Here is a 15,659-nt window from a genome sequence, read left to right on the forward strand (position 1 = left end):
ACGGCACCTTGTGCCCGCTGGCCCGGCAAGGAAAGCGGTTATGGCATTACGTTTGAGCCTGCGTGAACTGGAAGTGTTTGTCGCCATTGCCGAAGCGGGTACGGTCACGGCAGCAGCCGGGGCGATTGCGCTGACGCAATCCGCCGCCAGTCAGGCGCTGGCAGCGCTGGAGGCCGGCCTGGGCGTTGCCCTGTTCGACCGCATCGGCCGCAGGCTGCTGCTGAACGAGCATGGCCGCCTGCTGCTGCCACGCGCCCGCACCATGCTGGATGCGGCACAGGACATGCAGCATCTGTTTGATGACCATGCCGCCATGCATCTGCGGCTGGGGGCCAGCACCACCATTGGCAACTATCTGCTGCCGCAGCAGATCGCCCGTTTCCGCCAGCAGCATCCCCAGGCCAGGGTGGAGCTGACGGTGGCCAATACTGCGGATATTGTCGATGCGGTGGCCGGTTTCAAGGTGGACATGGGTTTTATCGAAGGGCCGTGTCATCACCCGGATATCGTGGTGGAACCCTGGCAGGACGACACCCTGCTGGTGTTTGCCGCCACCAGTCACCCGCTGGCGCAAGGCGCGGTCAGCCTGGCGCAACTGGCAGAAACACAGTGGGTATTGCGCGAACGCGGCTCCGGCACCCGCGAAGAAGTGGAGCGCTTGCTGCTGCCACATGTGGGCAGCTTTGGCGAGGTAATGGACATGGGGCACTCGGAAGCCATCAAACGGGCGGTGGCCGCCGGGCTGGGGGTGAGCTGCCTGTCCTTGCACGTGGTGCAGGAGTTGCTGGACAGCGGGCAGATTGTCGCGGTGCTGGCACCGCTGCCCACCTTGCACCGCACGCTGTACCGCATCACCCACAAGGACAAGGGGCAGACGCGCGGCATGACGGTGTTCAATCAGGGCTGAAGCAAAAACAGGCTGCACAAGGCAGCCTGTGATGGGTGTGGCTGTGCTGGTTTACAGCCAGAAATCGCTGCGCTGGCGATGGGCTTCCACCAGACGCTGGAACACCTTGGGGTCCTTGGTGTAGGTCAGTTCGCCATCCATCGGCTGATAGAGGTCGAGCAGGCGCGAAGTCCAGAAGCGCAGTGCTGCGGCACGCAGCATCACCGGCCAGGCCTTTTTCTCTTCCGCCGTCAGGGGGCGGACCGACTGGTAACCAGCCAGGAAGGCGGCTGCCAGTTGTGCATCTATGCTGCCGTCTTCCAGACGGGTCCAGTCATTCAGGGCAATCGCCACGTCGTACAGCAGGATGTCGTTGCAGGCGTAGTAGAAGTCGATGAAACCGGCGATCTTGTCGCCGTCCATCAGCACATTGTCCTTGAACAGGTCGGCGTGAATCACGCCGCTGGGCAGGTGATCAAAGCGGTGGCTGTCCTGGAATTGCACTTCTTCGCGCAGGCTGGCCGCATCGGCTTCGTCCATGTAGGGATACATGGCGACAGCGGTGTCGCTCCACCAGCGCGGGCCGCGCGGGTTGCGCATCTTGCGCGGGAAGGTGGCACTGGCCACATGCATTTGCGCCAGCATTTCGCCCACGGCGTGACACTGTGCTGCATTGGGCTGGCTGATGTCGGCGCCGGACAGGCAGCTCACCAGACAGGCCGGCTTGCCGGCCAGCAGCGAGGCAAACTGGTCGGTATTGTCTGCCACCGGGGCCGGACAGGCCACGCCGTGACGGGCCAGATGGCTCATCAGGGTCAGGTAGTAGGGCAGTTCTTCCAGCTTCAGGGTTTCAAAGATGGTGAGAACGTAACGGCCATGGGTGGTGGTGACAAAGTAATTGGTATTGGTGACGCCAGCGGCAATGCCTTTGAGTTCGACCAGCTGGCCGAGCGCATAGCGGCTCAGCCAGCCTTGCATCATGTCATCGCTGACGGTGGTGTAAACCGACATTCCTGTTCCTCAGAAGCGCTTGAGAACCCATTGCGGGATATTGATGCGGCGATTCGGGTCCACCTGCTTCATGTTGCCGTTGCCCTCTTCATCCATCAGGTAATAGGGGAAGCCGATGGACGGCGTCACCTTCACCATGTAGAGCTGGCCGTTGAGGCGGTATTCCTCGATCTTTTCATCACCACGCTGGATGATGCGCACTTCCGGCTCTGCCACCCCGGCAGCATCCTGCGAAATGGTGGGCGGGGGCGGTACCGTGGCGGGTGCCGGCGGTGTTTCGGCCCAGGCTGCGGACAGGGGCAGCAAGGCCAGCAGGGCGAGAGAGCGGCGCATGTGGATGGGTCCTTGGTGAAGGTGTTATAGGTTGAGCAGTTTTTCGCGTTCTTCCGGCAAGGCCTCGAAGCCGCGGGTTTCGTAGTGCTTGAAGATGGTTTCCACAATCTGGCCGGGTTCGTCGATCAGCTGGATCAGGTCCACGTCCTCCGGGTTGATCATACCTTCTTTTACCAGATGATTTTTCACCCAGTCGATCAGACCTATCCAGAAATCACTACAGCACAGGATGATGGGGATCTTGCGGCTCTTGCCGGTCTGGATCAGCGTCAGCGCCTCGAACATCTCGTCCAGCGTGCCAAAGCCGCCCGGCATCACCACATAGGCAATGGCATGCTTGACGAACATCACCTTGCGGCTGAAGAAGTGGTTGAACTTGACGGACAGGTCCTGGTATTCGTTGGGCTTCTGTTCGTGCGGCAGCACGATATTCAGCGCCACCGACGGGCTTTTGCCGTAAAACGCGCCCTTGTTGGCGGCTTCCATGATGCCGGGGCCACCGCCGGAAATGACAGAAAAGCCGGAATCAGAAAGAAGACGGGCAACCTCTTCGGTCAGCTTATAATAGCGGTGGTCACGCGGGGTACGGGCGCTGCCGAAGATGCTGACTGCCGGGGTGATACCTTGCAGTTCTTCGGCGGAGTCGACAAACTCCGACATGATCTTCATCACATGCCACGCCTCGCGCGAGCGGAAGCGCTGCATCTTGTCGTAACGATCACTGGTCTGCGGCAATTTATCGGACAAGCTCATCATTTGCCCCCTTTTCTATGAAAACATTGTTATTGATCGACGGCTCTTCTTACCTGTATCGCGCCTTCCATGCGATGCCCGATTTGCGTTCTCCGGATGGCCGGCCCACCGGTGCGGTATACGGCATGGTCAACATGCTGCGCCGCCTGGAGAAAGAGGTGCAGTTCGATTATAGCGCCTGCGTTTTCGACGCTAAAGGCAAGACTTTCCGCGATGAGCTGTATCCGGAATACAAGGCCAACCGGCCTTCCATGCCGGAAGAGCTGGCCGCACAGATTAAGCCGGTGCACGAGGTGGTGCAAGCTTCGGGCTGGCCGATGCTGATGGTGGAGGGGGTGGAAGCGGACGATGTCATCGGTACGCTGGCAAAGATGGGCGAGGCGGCCGGCTTCAAGGTGATCATCTCCACCGGCGACAAGGACATGGCCCAGCTGGTGACGCCCATGGTGTCGCTGGTGAACACCATGACCAATGAAAACCTGGACCAGGCCGGGGTGAAAGAGAAGTTCGGCGTGCCGCCGGAACGCATCATCGACTACCTCACCCTGATAGGCGACAAGGTGGACAACGTCCCCGGCGTGGACAAGTGCGGTCCCAAAACCGCGGTCAAGTGGCTGGAAGAATACGGCACGCTGGACAACATCATCGCCAATGCCGACAAGGTGGGCGGCAAGGTGGGCGAAAACCTGCGCGCTGCGCTGGACTGGCTGCCGCGCGGCCATCAGCTCATTACCATCAAGTGCGATGTCGATTTGCAGCAGGACATGCCCTACGGTCTCAACAGCCTGCAACACGGTGTGAAAGACCGTCCGCGCCTGGCCGAGCTGTTCAAGGACCACGGTTTCCGTACCTTCTACCGTGAAGTGACCGAAGGCGAAGATGCACTGATCAGCAGCCCGGCCTCGGTCGATGCGCCTGCGGCCAGTGTTGGCCAGACTGACGACCTGTTTGCCATGGCCGATGCCGCACCGGCACCGGTTGCCCCGCCTGCCAGCGCCATCTCCCGCCATTACCACACCATTCTGGACGAGGCCGCGCTGCAAGGCTGGCTGGACAAGCTAAATAGCGGTGCGCTGGTGTCGCTGGACACCGAAACCACCAGCCTGGACCAGATGCAGGCGCGCATTGTCGGCATCAGCTTCGCCCTGCAAGCTGGTGAGGCCGCCTACCTGCCGCTGGGTCACCACTATGCCGGTGCGCCGCAGCAACTGGCGCTGGATGAAGTACTGGCCCGGCTCAAACCCTGGCTGGAAGACGCCAGCAAGCCCAAATGCGGTCAGAACCTGAAATACGACCGCCACGTGTTTGCCAACCACGGTATTACCCTGGCCGGTGTGGTGGACGACTCCATGCTGGCCTCCTATGTGCTGGAAAGCCACCAGCGCCACAATATGGACGACCTGGCCGCACGCCATCTGGGCGAAACCACGGTCAGCTATGAAGACATCTGCGGCAAGGGGGCCAAGCAGATCGGCTTTGGCGAAGTGGATATCGAGATTGCCGCCAATTACGCGGCGGAAGATGCCGACATCACCCTGCGGCTGAACCAGTACTTTGCCCCGCAACTGACCGACAAACTTGGCAAAATCTACCGCGACATCGAACTGCCGGTGGCCGAAGTGCTGTTCCGCATGGAGCGCAACGGCGTGCTGATCGACCGCGACCAGCTGGCGGCGCAGAGCCATCAGCTGGGCACGCAGATGCTGCAACTGGAAAGCCAGGCCTATGAACTGGCCGGCCAGCCCTTCAATCTGAATTCGCCCAAGCAGCTGCAGGAAATCCTGTTCGGCAAGCTAGGCATTCCCACCAAGGGCATCAAGAAAACGCCGTCCGGTGGTTTCTCCACCGACGAATCGGTACTGGAAGCGCTGGCGCTGGATTACCCGTTGCCCAAGTGCATCCTGCAATACCGCAGCCTGACCAAGCTCAAGTCCACCTATACCGACAAGCTGCCCACGCTGATCAACCCGGACACCGGCCGGGTGCATACCAATTACTCACAGGCAGTAGCCATTACCGGGCGCCTGGCCAGCTCGGACCCGAACCTGCAAAATATCCCGGTACGTACCGCCGAAGGCCGCCGCGTGCGCGAGGCCTTCATCGCCAAGCCGGGCCACAGCATTGTCAGTGCCGACTATTCGCAGATTGAACTGCGCATCATGGCGCACTTGTCCGACGACGAAGGCATGCTGGCCGCCTTTGCCAGTGGCGAGGACATTCACAAGGCCACGGCTGCCGAAGTATTCGGCGTGACACTGGAGCAGGTGACGAGCGATCAGCGCCGCGCAGCCAAGGCCATCAACTTCGGCCTGATCTACGGCATGAGCGCCTTTGGCCTCGCGGCCCAGCTGGACATCGAACGCAGCGCCGCCCAGCAATACATCGACCGCTACTTCATGCGCTACCCCGGTGTCGCCGATTACATGCAGCGCACCCGCGAAACCGCGCGCGAACAGGGCTATGTGGAAACCGTATTCGGCCGTCGCCTGTATCTGCCGGAAATCAAGCTATCCAACCCGGCCCGCCGCGCCGGGGCCGAACGTGCCGCCATCAATGCACCGATGCAAGGTACCGCCGCCGACCTGATCAAGCTGGCGATGATTGCCGTGCAGCACTGGCTGGATGCACAAAAGCTCTCCAGCCTGCTGATCATGCAGGTACACGATGAACTGGTGCTGGAAGTGCCGGATACCGAGCTGGAACTGGTGAAACAGCAGCTGCCGCAAATCATGGCAGGCGTAGCGCAACTCAAGGTGCCGCTGCTGGCGGAAGTGGGTGCCGGTAGCAGCTGGGAAGCCGCCCACTAAGCTTCAGCACTTCATCATCTTCAATCCTTCAGCCAAAGCCACCCATGCCGGTGGCTTTTTCTTTGCCTTTGTCATGGCAAAGCCAGGGGCATGGCCAGACTATTCAAATGTAATACCAGAGCCTGCTGGCAGCCTGCCGTGGCAATCCTCGCGACCATGTGCTGTTACTCCAGTCAAGGTCCGGAGGTGGCTCCATGTCGCAAGCCAAGCTGCGTGATTGCCCGCATGCTGGTTTTACCCTGTTTGAAATGCTGGTGGTGATGGTGGTCAGCATGATTCTGCTGACCCAGGGACTGCCGGCCATGCAGGGCGTGATGGCCCGTCTGCAACTGCAGGCTCGCAGCCAGTTACTGCATGCCAGCCTGTTACTGGCGCGCAGCGAGGCCATTCGTGCCAATCGCCCGGTATGGGTGTGTGCGCTCAACAGCAAGGTCAACCTGGACATCCAGGGTTGCCAGCCGGAACGCAAGAGCAGCTGGCAGGACTGGAGCGAGGGCGTGCTGGTGTTTGCCGATAGCCCGGAACAGGCCAATGGCCGCTACGACAGCGGCGAGCGGCTACACCATGCGCTGTTTTCCGCCAGCAGCATTCAGGTACGTGCCAGCCAGCATGCCTTTGCATTCTCGCCTGCGGGCAGGCTGATGGCAGGCCAGCTGCCGTATTTCGAAGTGCGCACCAGCCAGGGGCAGTGCCACCGCTTGCAACTGCAAGCAGGCGGACGGGCGCAATGGTGCCGTCAGGAGGGCTGCTGTGTCTGAATTGCGCGGAAAACCTGCTGGCTTCAGCTTGCTGGAAGTGCTGCTGACCTTGTTCATCCTGTCCTTCGCCTTGCTGCCGCTATCTGCCATAGTGGCCAACAGCCTGCAGCAGGTGAGGGGCAGCGATGCCGCCAGCCGTCTGCTGCTGGCTGCCAGCAATCTGGCCGAGGCACGACAGCTGGAAACCGTCCGGCAGGGTAAGGCCGGGCCATTGGAGACTGTCGCCACGGAGGCCTTGCAACACACGGTTCAAACCATGTGGCCGGATCAATCCCCCTTGCTTGATCTCACGTGCCGTGAACCCGGCGGGCTTCCCGTTGCGGCTGCGGACTGTGCTGCTCCTGCACAGTTGTGGCTGCATCTGACCCTTGCCTCCGGGCAGCGCTGGCAGTTGCCCGTGGATTAGCCGCTGTGAGCGTCATGCGTGGGTTCTCCTTGCTGGAACTGCTGCTGAGCATGACGCTGGGCCTGATGTTATGCGCCTTGCTGTTACCGGTGCTGCAAGAGAGCTTGCATAGCCAGCGTTTTGCACTGAACCAGCTGGATGCCCAGCAGGAAGCCCGCTTTGTCTTGCAGCAACTGGGGAGGGACATCCGCATGGCCGGGAGTTTTGGCTGTGCCGGTCCGGCCCAGTGGCCTGTCGGGCAGGAGCCTGCCATGCCACGGCCAGAAAATGGCAGCCTGGCGCTGCGCTATGCCGATGCGGGAGTGGCTGTCATGCCCGTTGTTGCCGAGGCGGGCGGGCCGGGGTTACGCCTGCTGCAAGCACCTCCGCCATGGCTGCCGGGGCAGGCCCTGTTATTGAGCAGTTGCCACCATATCGACCGGCTGGTGCTGGGGGAGCAAGCCTGGCTGGAAACCGAGGGCGAAACGGTATGGCTGCGGCTACCGCCACATCACCCGGTGTGGCAAAACCTGAAACGCCATCACCTGTTGTCGCTGGAGCTGCAGCCCCTGCGTCAGCTGCGTTATGACTGGCAGACACCCGGCAGCCTGTGGTGGCAGCTGGATAATGACCCGCCACAGCGCCTGAGCGATGACCTTGCCGACCTGACAGTGCAGGCGAGGCCAGCAACTGACTGTTCCAACGGGCTGCGACGCTGGTGGTGGACGGTACAACTGGCCATGCAAGGTGGCAGCTTGCCCGCATACCAGATGCAGCTGGCCAGCCGCATGGGGGCCGCATGTTGAGCCGGCACCATCTGAAGCAGCGTGGAGTGGTGCTACTGACGGCCTTGTTGTGGCTGATGCTGCTGACCGTTGTCGCGCTCGGCGTCGGGCGCTTGTTGCGTGATGAACAGCGCATCGGCAGCAATCTGGATGATGCACAGCTGGCCTTCCGTCTGGCAGAAACCGCATTGCAAGCGGGAGAGGCGGCATTGCCTGGTCTGCCGCAACTGGCACGGCTGGGCGCAATGCCGGCGGTGGAACTGAATGGGCCGACTTCTCCCTTTACCCTGACTTGCCGCCAGCCGCGTAATCCTCCGCCCTGGCAGCAGGGTTTGTGCTTGTCCGCCGCGCTGGCCGGTCAGGCATATCCGGCACCGTGGCAACAGCGCGATACCGCCGGCCTGGAGCTACTTCATCCCTGTGGCGCTGCCCGGCGCGTGACATTGCAACCGCAATCCAGTGGCCATTACTGCCCGGGCGTGGCACCCGGGCCATGGTATTGGGCCGACCCGCACTATCTGATCGAGTTGCTTGACCCGCGTTACCCCGCCCCGGATGGCAGCGGGCTGTTATTCCGTGTCACCGCGCGTGGCTGGGGAAAACAGGCCGGCAGCGTGGTCACGCTGCAAAGCCATGTCCTGCTGGAGCCAGCGGGCGGGCAGGAGCGTCCGTGGCGGCGACTGTCATGGAGGCTACTGCCATGAGTCGGCGCAAACGGGGTTTCAGCCTGATCGAGCTATTGATGGCACTGGCCTTGCTATCCCTGCTGTTGGGGCTGGCGGTTCCGCTGATGCGCGGCCATGTGGTGAAGGTGCGGCAGGCCGAGGCCCGGGTGGCCTTGTTGCGGGCCAGCCATTTCATGGCGCAATGGCGCAGCCAGCATGGTCGTTACACGCAGGGTTCGGGCCATTGGCCACCATTGCCGGTCAGCGAAACCACGCATTATCAACTGGCATTCGGCGCGCAGGATGGCAATGCCCGTGCCGACAGCTTCCAGCTCCGTGCTGTCCCCAAGCCGGATTACCTGTGGCTGGGGCCGGAAATACTGGTGCTGGATCAGGACGGCAATATCCGGCTGTGCGCCAACAATGCCGAGGGGAAATTGCGCTGCCGGGTGGATTAGCCGGTCAGGTGTGAATACAAGAAAAAGCCCGCGGGCGCGGGCTTTGGTGCTGCATTCCGGCTGTTAATGCGCGCCGCTGTCGGCGGCACCGCTGGAGGTGAATGGTGGTCGGGCAAACCATACCAGTGCAATCAGCGCGACAAACATGATGCCGAACAGCCAGAACACCTCGTTCACACCAATCAGCGAGCCCTGACGGGTAATCTGCATGGCGGTGTAGGCCTGTTGCTGGCTGGTGGACATGCCGGTGCTCTCCAGCAGGCGGAACCACAGCAGGCTGGCCTGATCGTACAGCGTCACATGCTGGGTCAGCTGGGCGTGGTGCAGGGCTTCGCGCCGGTCCCACAGCGTGGTGGTGATGGAGGTACCGATACTGCCGGCCAGAATACGCAGGAAGTTGGACAGGCTGGAGGCGCTGGCAATCTGGTTCGGACGCAGGCCGGACAGGGTGATGGTGGTCAGCGGCATGAAGAAGCAGGCCACGCCGATGCCCTGGATGAACTGCGGCCACACCACGTAGGCAAAGTCCATTTCCGGGTTGAAAGTGCTGCGCCAGAAAAAGCAGGCGGCATAGACGCTGAAGCTGATGGTGACCAGCCAGCGCATGTCCAGCCGGTGTGCATTCTTGCCGATGATGGGCGACAGGAATACCGGCAGGATGCCGATGGGCGCAGCCGCGAGGCCTGCCCAGGTGGCGGTGTAGCCCATCTGGGTTTGCAGCATCAAGGGCAGTAGCACCACCGCGCCGAAATACAGCATGAAGCCCAGGCTGATGGCCACGGTGCCCACGGTGAAATTGCGTTTGGCAAACAGGGTAAGGTCGACAATGGGGTGCTCTTCACCCAGCTCCCAGATCACCAGATAGATCAGCGATACGGCCGAGACAATGGCCAGCACCACGATTTCGGTGGAGTTGAACCAGTCCAGCTCCTTGCCGCGGTCCAGCATCATCTGCAGCGCACCCACGCCCACCACCAGCAAGGCCAGGCCCAGCTTGTCGATGGGCAGGTTGATGATGTCGCTTTCCCGCTGCTTGAGGATTTTCCAGCTGATGAAGGCGGCGGCCAGTCCCACCGGGACGTTGATGAAGAAAATCCAGCCCCAGTGCCAGTTGTCGCTGATCACCCCGCCCAGAATCGGGCCGAATACCGGGGCCACAATCACCGTCATCGCCCATAGCGCCAGCGCCAGCCCCTTTTTGGCGGGTGGGTAGCAGGCCATCAGCAGGCTTTGCGACAGCGGAATCATCGGCCCGGCCACCGCGCCTTGCAGCACGCGGAACAGGATGAGCATTTCCAGGCTGTTGGCCATGCCGCACATCCAGGAGGTGAGCACGAACAGCAGGGTGGAAATGGTGAACAGCTTCACTTCGCCAATCTGCTTGGCCAGCCAGCCGGTCAGCGGTACGGCAATGGCGTTGGCCACGCCGAACGAGGTAATGACCCAGGTGCCCTGGCTGGTGGCCGCGCCCAGATTGCCGGAAATGGTGGGCAACGCGACGTTGGCAATGGTGGTGTCCAGCACTTGCATGAACACCGACATCGACAGCGCCAGCGTGATCCACACCAGGCGCGAGCCGGTCAGTGGTGGATGATTCATCAGGGAAAGTCCTCAAGACGGCAGCGGCAGCGGCATGACAGACGCCGCTGCTGCATGCCGGGAATTACTGGGCGTTGGCAGCCAGCAGGCTGGCGACCAGATCGTCTGCCTGTTTCAGGTCCGGGGTGAGGGCGCGGGTTTCCTGCACCGGGTTGTCACGTGCGCTTTGCGCCAGCGTCGGACCATCCTGCTTGCTGGTGTCCACCACGGCATCCACCGACAGGCCGACGCGCAGCGGGTGTTCCTTCAGCTGCTTCGGGTCCAGCTGGATGCGTACCGGCACACGCTGTACCACCTTGATCCAGTTGCCGGTGGCGTTCTGTGCCGGCAACAGCGAGAAGGCGCTGCCAGTACCGGCGGACAGGCCTTGCACCTTGCCGTGATAGCTCACCTTGCTGCCGTACACGTCGGCAGTCAGTTCCACGTCCTGGCCGATGCGGATCTTGGCCAGTTGTACTTCCTTGAAGTTGGCATCCACCCATACGCTGTCCAGCGGTACCACCACCATCAGCGGCGTACCGGTGGCCACGCGCTGGCCTACCTGCACATTGCGACGGGCCACATAGCCTGATACCGGCGCCTTCACCTCGGTACGCTGCAGGGCCAGCCAGGCTTCTTTCAGCTTGCTGGCTGCGCGTTGCACATTCGGCTGCTTGGCCAGCACATCCTTGCCCACCAGCGCATTGGTGGCCTTGGCCTGCTCGCGGACGGCGTCCAGCGCGGCCTGAGCGGTTTTCACCGCATCACGGGCGTGGCCCAGTTCTTCGGCCGACATGGCGTCGGTACCGGCCAGGGTTTCGCGGCGCTTGAGGTCGGACTGGGCGCGGCCCAGCTCGGCTTCGCGCTGTGCCACCTGGGCGGCCAGCTGCTGGGTGCTGGTCATCAACTGGCGGGTTTCGCGCACGGTTTGCACGAATTCATTGCGGGCGCGTTCAAACGCCAGCTTGGCATCGCTGTTGTCAAACGCCACCACGGTCTGGCCGCTGTTGACGCGGTCGGTGTCTTCGGCGCTGATCTTCACCACGGTACCTGCCACTTCCGGGGTCAGCTGCACCATGTGTCCGGCCACATAGGCGTCATCGGTGCTTTCCTGATGGCTGAGCACCAGTCCCCAATAGACACCGTAGCCGATGGCCAGCGCGGCAATCAGGCCGGTGGCAACAAAAAGGTTGCGTTTGCGGCTTTTCGCCGTCTCGATCTGCTTATCCATGATGGGTGTCCTTAGCGGGCTTGTTGGGTGGTTTCACTGGTGGCGAAGCCCCCGCCCAGTGCAGTGTTCAGATTGGCCCAGGCCATGCGGTTGGCGGCGGTGGCGTCGACCTTGCCGGCTTGCTGGTTCAGGTCGGCTTCTTCGGCCTGCAGTACGGCCAGCTTGTCCACCAGCCCGGCCTTGAAGCGCAGCACGGTGCTGTCGGATGCCTTGCGGCTCAACTGGGTGGCCTGGTGGGCATCAGACAGCTGGCTGGCGGTTTTTTGCCAGGTGGACAGGCTGTCGGCGGCATCGCGCAGGGCAAACAGTACGGTCTGGTTGTAGTTTTCCACCGCGATGTCGTAGCGGGCGCGGGTGGAGGCCAGATTGGCCTGCAAGGCACCGGCAGTGAAGATGGGCAGGTGAATGGCCGGGGTGATGCCTACCACCTTGGAGCCGGCCTTGAACAGGTCACCCGTTTCCAGTGCCGACTGGCCGATGAAGGCCGACAGCGACACATTGGGGTAGAACTCGGCTTTGGCTGCCTTGACAGACGCATTCATCGCTTCCACGCGGGCGCGCTGGGCCACGATGTCCGGCCGCTGGCTGAGCATGTCCAGGGTGAGTGCGGCATCGGGCATGGCTGGGGCCGGTTTCAATGCCGGTGGCTGCAAGCCATCCAGGGCGTGCGGCGGCTGGCCGCTCAAGGCTGCCAGTGCATGACGGGCGTGGTCGGCCTGGTCGGCCAGTGCGCTGTCCTGCTGGCTCAGTTGCTTGAGGCGGATTTCTGCCTGACGCAGGCTGTCGCCCGGCAGCAGGCCGGCGTTGACACGGGCACGGGTCAGCGCCAGCTGGCTTTGTGCCAGTTGCTGGCGGGCCTTGAGCAGCCTGGCCTGGGCCGTAATGCGTTGCAGTTCGGTGTATTGCGCAATCACCGCCTGGGTCAGGGTCAGCCGGGCTTGCTGGGCTTCCAGCGCCACAGCCTGCTGATTGCCAATGGCAGCCTGCACGGCGGCGCGGTTCTTGCCCCAGAAGTCGATTTCCCAGCTGGCACCCAGCGACAGGGTGTAAACGTCGTAGTAGTTGCCGCCGATGGGGGCGGGCAGCAGGCCGTACAGCGAGTAGCGTTCGCGGTCGACGCTGGCATTGGCGGCCACTTGCAGGCCGTCCTTGCTTTCGGCCATGCCGATGGCACTGCGTGCCTCACGCAGGCGGGCATCCGCCACTTTCAGGCTGGGAGATTGTTGCAAAGCCGTCTTGATGAGCTGGTCCAGCTGCGGGTCGGCCAGTTGTTGCCACCAGCCGGCGTGCACCTGGCTGCCTGCACGGGCAGGGTCCAGCTGCAGCTGGCTGGCCGTCAGCGGTGTGGCCGGGTTGTTTTCCTCGCCGAAGCTGGCGCAACCGCCCAGCATGGCGGTCAGCATCAACACGCCGGCAGTCTGCTGCCAATTGGGTTTATTCACCTTGTGGGTCTCCAGATTCCATCGTGATGCTTAGTGAAGTGATAGTCACGCACGTTATTATTTGGGCAAAAAACAGGGCGTCTGCCCTGCTTATCCACCCAGTTTGGCCAACAGCTTGCGCATCAGTTGTTCCATCAACTGCATTTCTTCCTGATCAAAGTCTTGCCACAGCGCGCGATGACTGGCGCGGGATACCGGCAGCAGTTTTTCCACCAGCTCCAGCCCGGCCGCGGTCAGTTCCAGGCCTATCTTGCGGCGGTCTTCCTCACAGGGAATCCGCGTGGCCCAGCCGTTGCGTACCAGTTCGTCCACGATGCGGGTGGCGTTGGTGCGCGAGGAATCCAGCGTGTCGCTGATGTCAGACGGAAACAAAGTCTGATGCGGGCAGGAGTACATGGCCAGCAAGGACATCCACAGCGATTCGTTCAGGCCGTATTCCTTCATGTCCTCATTCAGATGACAGGTCAGGCGCGGCAGGATGTGGTAGTACAGCCGCGTAAGGATGACTTCCTGACGCGGCACACCGGGGAAGCGGGCTTCTATCCGGTCCACAGCCTGTTCCAGATGATGGAATGATTTGTTCATCCCGGCATTTTAGTAACATGAGTTACTATTTTTCAAGTGATTATTTGTATCAAAGTAATTTCACTACCGTGCACTGTCGTGCAGACATGACAACGCCAGGCAAGGGCCTGGCGTAGCGTGGGGTGCGCAGCAGGATGCGCGGTGTTGATGCGGTCAGTGTTGCAACAAGGCCAATACCTTTTCCGGCGGACGGCCAAGCACGGCCATGGTGTCGCTGACGGCAATGGGGCGCTCGATCAGCATGGGGTTATCCACCATGGTTTCAATCAGCGAGTCCCGCTCCAGCGTGATGTCGTCCAGACAGAGGGTTTCGTATTCCTCTTCCTTGGTGCGTAGCAGGTCACGCGGTTCCAGCTGCAGCAGGGTGAGGATGTGGTCCAGCTCGGCTGCGGTGGGCGGGTGTTTCAGGTATTCGATGACTTCCACTTCGGCCCCGGCTTCTTGCAGCAGGGCCAGCGCCTCGCGCGATTTGGAGCAGCGCGGGTTGTGATACAGACGGATCATGGTGGGTCTCCCTTTTGGTTCTGGTGGGGTGGGATGAAGGGCTGCCACACCGGCCTGGCCGGGCAGTGACTTCCATCTTAGACAGAAAACTTTTTCTTTGTGTAGCGGCAATGACATCCGGTGTTGCCGCTTGTCTGCGCGGCGCATTCTCGCTCAGCAGGCGCACCGCGCCAAGGGTTTGGCTTTTGCCGGCACCCGGCGGTAACATGTGCCGCCCCCTCCGCCCTTGATCGGATTTTCATGTCGCATTCCGCGCGCAGCCATTTTGGCTTGGCCATGTTGCTGGCGGCCCTGTCCACCCTCGGCCCCTTCTCGATTGATACTTTCCTGCCGGCCATGCAGGCCATTGGCCATTCGCTGTCGGCAACGCCCTTGCAGATGCAACAGGCGCTGACGGTTTATCTGCTGTGCTATGCGGTGATGATGCTGTGGCACGGTTCGATTTCCGACGCCGTCGGCCGTCGGCCGGTGGTGCTGGTCACCACCTTGCTGTTCAGTCTGGCTTCGCTGGGTTGTGCGCTGGCACCGTCGCTGGGCTGGCTGCTGCTGTGCCGTGGCTTGCAGGGTTTGTGTGGTGGCGCGGGGCTGGTGGTGGGGCGGGCCATCATCCGCGACAAGCTGGACGGCGCGGCGGCGCAGCGGCTGATGTCGCAGGTAACCATGCTGTTTTCCCTGTCCCCGGCCATTGCACCGGTGGTGGGGGGCTGGCTGTTCGGGGCTTTTGGCTGGCATTCCATTTTCGTGTTCATGGCGCTGATCGGCCTCGCGCTGTTCGTGATGAGCTGGTTTGCGCTGGATGAAACCCATCATGCCCACCTGCGTACCCCGCTGGCCTGGCGCTCCTTGCTGCGCAACTATCTGGAAGTGCTGGGCAAGCGCGATTTCCAGCTGCTGGCAGCGGCGGTGTCCTGCAATTTTGCCGGCTTCTTCCTGTACATTCCGTCGGCGCCGGTATTCCTGATGCAGCATTTGCATTTGCGGCCCGACCAATTCTTGTGGATGTTCGGCCCGGCGGTGTCCGGCATCATGTTCGGCGCATTTCTGTCCGGCAAGATGGCCGGGCGGCGCAGCGCGCGTGAAATCGTCACGCTGGGTTATGTGCTGATGTTTGTCGCTGCGGGGGCCAACCTGGCCTACAACCTGCTGGTGGCAGAGGCGGCCATGCCCTGGGCGGTATTGCCGCTGGCGCTGTACACCACCGGCATGTCGCTGGCTGCACCGTCCATCACGCTCAACCTGATGGACCAGTTTCCGGCGCTGCGTGGCACGGTGTCGTCCTTGCAGGGCTTTTTGCAGACCATGCTGTCCAGCATCGTGGCCGGGGTGATTGCGCCGCTGGTATGGGGCAGCACGCTCAGCCTGGCCTGTTGCATGGCCGTATTTCTGGTATTGGGCTGCCTGTTTCGCACCGCGTATCGCCGTCGGCTGGCGCGTCTGCCTGCCTGAGGCTGCCGTCGGGCTCAGGCCTGCTTCGTTGC

16 protein-coding genes are annotated in these 15,659 nt (G+C 62.0%); 8 read left to right on the top strand and 8 right to left on the bottom strand.

Annotation, left to right across the window (positions count from 1 at the left end):
* Positions 1 to 40: 40 nt before the first annotated feature.
* Positions 41 to 907 (top strand): LysR family transcriptional regulator, encoded by an 867-nt coding sequence (locus ACE3SE_RS10095; protein ID WP_374555019.1) that lies wholly within the window; start codon positions 41 to 43, stop codon positions 905 to 907.
* Between the two features lie 51 nt (positions 908 to 958).
* On the opposite strand, the gene thrB is transcribed toward ACE3SE_RS10095, so the two are convergent.
* From thrB to ACE3SE_RS10110, 3 genes are read right to left on the bottom strand one after another with little or no spacing between them, the layout of a single operon-like run.
* On the bottom strand, positions 959 to 1,897 hold the full coding sequence (thrB, locus tag ACE3SE_RS10100) for a homoserine kinase (RefSeq protein ID WP_374555021.1): 939 nt from the start codon (positions 1,895 to 1,897) through the stop codon (positions 959 to 961).
* 9 nt (positions 1,898 to 1,906) lie between these two features.
* The gene (locus ACE3SE_RS10105) at positions 1,907 to 2,230 is read right to left on the bottom strand and encodes a DUF2782 domain-containing protein (RefSeq protein ID WP_045847732.1); all 324 of its coding nucleotides are present in this window, start codon (positions 2,228 to 2,230) and stop codon (positions 1,907 to 1,909) included.
* A 24-nt stretch (positions 2,231 to 2,254) separates the two neighbouring features.
* Positions 2,255 to 2,983 (bottom strand): LOG family protein, encoded by a 729-nt coding sequence (locus tag ACE3SE_RS10110; RefSeq protein ID WP_045847807.1) that lies wholly within the window; start codon positions 2,981 to 2,983, stop codon positions 2,255 to 2,257.
* Positions 2,984 to 3,000: 17 nt separating this feature from the next.
* Here ACE3SE_RS10110 and polA point away from each other — a divergent pair, with 17 nt between their 5' ends.
* The 6 genes from polA to ACE3SE_RS10140 all read left to right on the top strand — a co-directional run bounded on the left by polA (position 3,001) and on the right by ACE3SE_RS10140 (position 8,841).
* Positions 3,001 to 5,790 (top strand): DNA polymerase I, encoded by a 2,790-nt coding sequence (polA, locus tag ACE3SE_RS10115; protein WP_374555023.1) that lies wholly within the window; start codon positions 3,001 to 3,003, stop codon positions 5,788 to 5,790.
* A 194-nt stretch (positions 5,791 to 5,984) separates the two neighbouring features.
* Entirely contained in the window at positions 5,985 to 6,548 is a 564-nt protein-coding gene (locus tag ACE3SE_RS10120) for a GspH/FimT family pseudopilin (RefSeq protein WP_062787340.1), read from the top strand.
* Positions 6,541 to 6,954, top strand: coding sequence for a type IV pilus modification PilV family protein (locus ACE3SE_RS10125; RefSeq protein WP_374555025.1), 414 nt, complete (start codon positions 6,541 to 6,543; stop codon positions 6,952 to 6,954). The genes ACE3SE_RS10120 and ACE3SE_RS10125 overlap by 8 nt, the downstream gene beginning before the upstream one ends.
* A 5-nt stretch (positions 6,955 to 6,959) precedes the next feature.
* Complete coding sequence (locus tag ACE3SE_RS10130; protein ID WP_374555027.1) at positions 6,960 to 7,739, top strand: PilW family protein; 780 nt, start codon at positions 6,960 to 6,962, stop codon at positions 7,737 to 7,739.
* Entirely contained in the window at positions 7,733 to 8,422 is a 690-nt protein-coding gene (locus ACE3SE_RS10135; protein WP_374555029.1) for a pilus assembly PilX family protein, read from the top strand. Before ACE3SE_RS10130 ends, ACE3SE_RS10135 begins: the two co-directional genes overlap by 7 nt.
* Entirely contained in the window at positions 8,419 to 8,841 is a 423-nt protein-coding gene (locus ACE3SE_RS10140) for a type IV pilin protein (protein ID WP_374555031.1), read from the top strand. Before ACE3SE_RS10135 ends, ACE3SE_RS10140 begins: the two co-directional genes overlap by 4 nt.
* A 63-nt stretch (positions 8,842 to 8,904) precedes the next feature.
* On the opposite strand, the gene ACE3SE_RS10145 is transcribed toward ACE3SE_RS10140, so the two are convergent.
* The 5 genes from ACE3SE_RS10145 to arsC form a co-directional block, all read right to left on the bottom strand.
* Positions 8,905 to 10,440 (bottom strand): DHA2 family efflux MFS transporter permease subunit, encoded by a 1,536-nt coding sequence (locus ACE3SE_RS10145; RefSeq protein ID WP_062787325.1) that lies wholly within the window; start codon positions 10,438 to 10,440, stop codon positions 8,905 to 8,907.
* Between the two features lie 64 nt (positions 10,441 to 10,504).
* Positions 10,505 to 11,650 (bottom strand): HlyD family secretion protein, encoded by a 1,146-nt coding sequence (locus ACE3SE_RS10150; protein ID WP_374555033.1) that lies wholly within the window; start codon positions 11,648 to 11,650, stop codon positions 10,505 to 10,507.
* An 11-nt stretch (positions 11,651 to 11,661) separates the two neighbouring features.
* Positions 11,662 to 13,092: an efflux transporter outer membrane subunit gene (locus ACE3SE_RS10155; protein WP_374555035.1), complete on the bottom strand. Its 1,431-nt coding sequence runs from the start codon at positions 13,090 to 13,092 to the stop codon at positions 11,662 to 11,664.
* Positions 13,093 to 13,182: 90 nt separating this feature from the next.
* Positions 13,183 to 13,677 (bottom strand): MarR family transcriptional regulator, encoded by a 495-nt coding sequence (locus ACE3SE_RS10160; RefSeq protein WP_045847744.1) that lies wholly within the window; start codon positions 13,675 to 13,677, stop codon positions 13,183 to 13,185.
* Between the two features lie 153 nt (positions 13,678 to 13,830).
* On the bottom strand, positions 13,831 to 14,181 hold the full coding sequence (gene arsC / locus ACE3SE_RS10165) for an arsenate reductase (glutaredoxin) (protein WP_045847745.1): 351 nt from the start codon (positions 14,179 to 14,181) through the stop codon (positions 13,831 to 13,833).
* A gap of 240 nt (positions 14,182 to 14,421) precedes the next feature.
* Here arsC and ACE3SE_RS10170 point away from each other — a divergent pair, with 240 nt between their 5' ends.
* Complete coding sequence (locus tag ACE3SE_RS10170; protein ID WP_045847746.1) at positions 14,422 to 15,627, top strand: multidrug effflux MFS transporter; 1,206 nt, start codon at positions 14,422 to 14,424, stop codon at positions 15,625 to 15,627.
* Positions 15,628 to 15,659: the final 32 nt, after the last annotated feature.

Source organism: Aquitalea pelogenes, assembly GCF_041914625.1.
In the GTDB taxonomy this organism is placed as follows: domain Bacteria; phylum Pseudomonadota; class Gammaproteobacteria; order Burkholderiales; family Chromobacteriaceae; genus Aquitalea; species Aquitalea pelogenes.

What these genes read in the sequence shown, in the direction of transcription:
- ACE3SE_RS10160 (WP_045847744.1), bottom strand. Translation starts at nt 13,677, where the DNA reads ATGAACAAATCATTCCATCATCTGGAACAGGCTGTGGACCGGATAGAA.
- arsC (WP_045847745.1), bottom strand. Translation starts at nt 14,181, where the DNA reads ATGATCCGTCTGTATCACAACCCGCGCTGCTCCAAATCGCGCGAGGCG.
- ACE3SE_RS10110 (WP_045847807.1), bottom strand. Translation starts at nt 2,983, where the DNA reads ATGAGCTTGTCCGATAAATTGCCGCAGACCAGTGATCGTTACGACAAG.
- ACE3SE_RS10145 (WP_062787325.1), bottom strand. Translation starts at nt 10,440, where the DNA reads ATGAATCATCCACCACTGACCGGCTCGCGCCTGGTGTGGATCACGCTG.
- ACE3SE_RS10120 (WP_062787340.1), top strand. Translation starts at nt 5,985, where the DNA reads ATGTCGCAAGCCAAGCTGCGTGATTGCCCGCATGCTGGTTTTACCCTG.
- thrB (WP_374555021.1), bottom strand. Translation starts at nt 1,897, where the DNA reads ATGTCGGTTTACACCACCGTCAGCGATGACATGATGCAAGGCTGGCTG.
- ACE3SE_RS10150 (WP_374555033.1), bottom strand. Translation starts at nt 11,650, where the DNA reads ATGGATAAGCAGATCGAGACGGCGAAAAGCCGCAAACGCAACCTTTTT.
- ACE3SE_RS10140 (WP_374555031.1), top strand. Translation starts at nt 8,419, where the DNA reads ATGAGTCGGCGCAAACGGGGTTTCAGCCTGATCGAGCTATTGATGGCA.
- ACE3SE_RS10170 (WP_045847746.1), top strand. Translation starts at nt 14,422, where the DNA reads ATGTCGCATTCCGCGCGCAGCCATTTTGGCTTGGCCATGTTGCTGGCG.
- polA (WP_374555023.1), top strand. Translation starts at nt 3,001, where the DNA reads ATGAAAACATTGTTATTGATCGACGGCTCTTCTTACCTGTATCGCGCC.
- ACE3SE_RS10105 (WP_045847732.1), bottom strand. Translation starts at nt 2,230, where the DNA reads ATGCGCCGCTCTCTCGCCCTGCTGGCCTTGCTGCCCCTGTCCGCAGCC.
- ACE3SE_RS10135 (WP_374555029.1), top strand. Translation starts at nt 7,733, where the DNA reads ATGTTGAGCCGGCACCATCTGAAGCAGCGTGGAGTGGTGCTACTGACG.
- ACE3SE_RS10095 (WP_374555019.1), top strand. Translation starts at nt 41, where the DNA reads ATGGCATTACGTTTGAGCCTGCGTGAACTGGAAGTGTTTGTCGCCATT.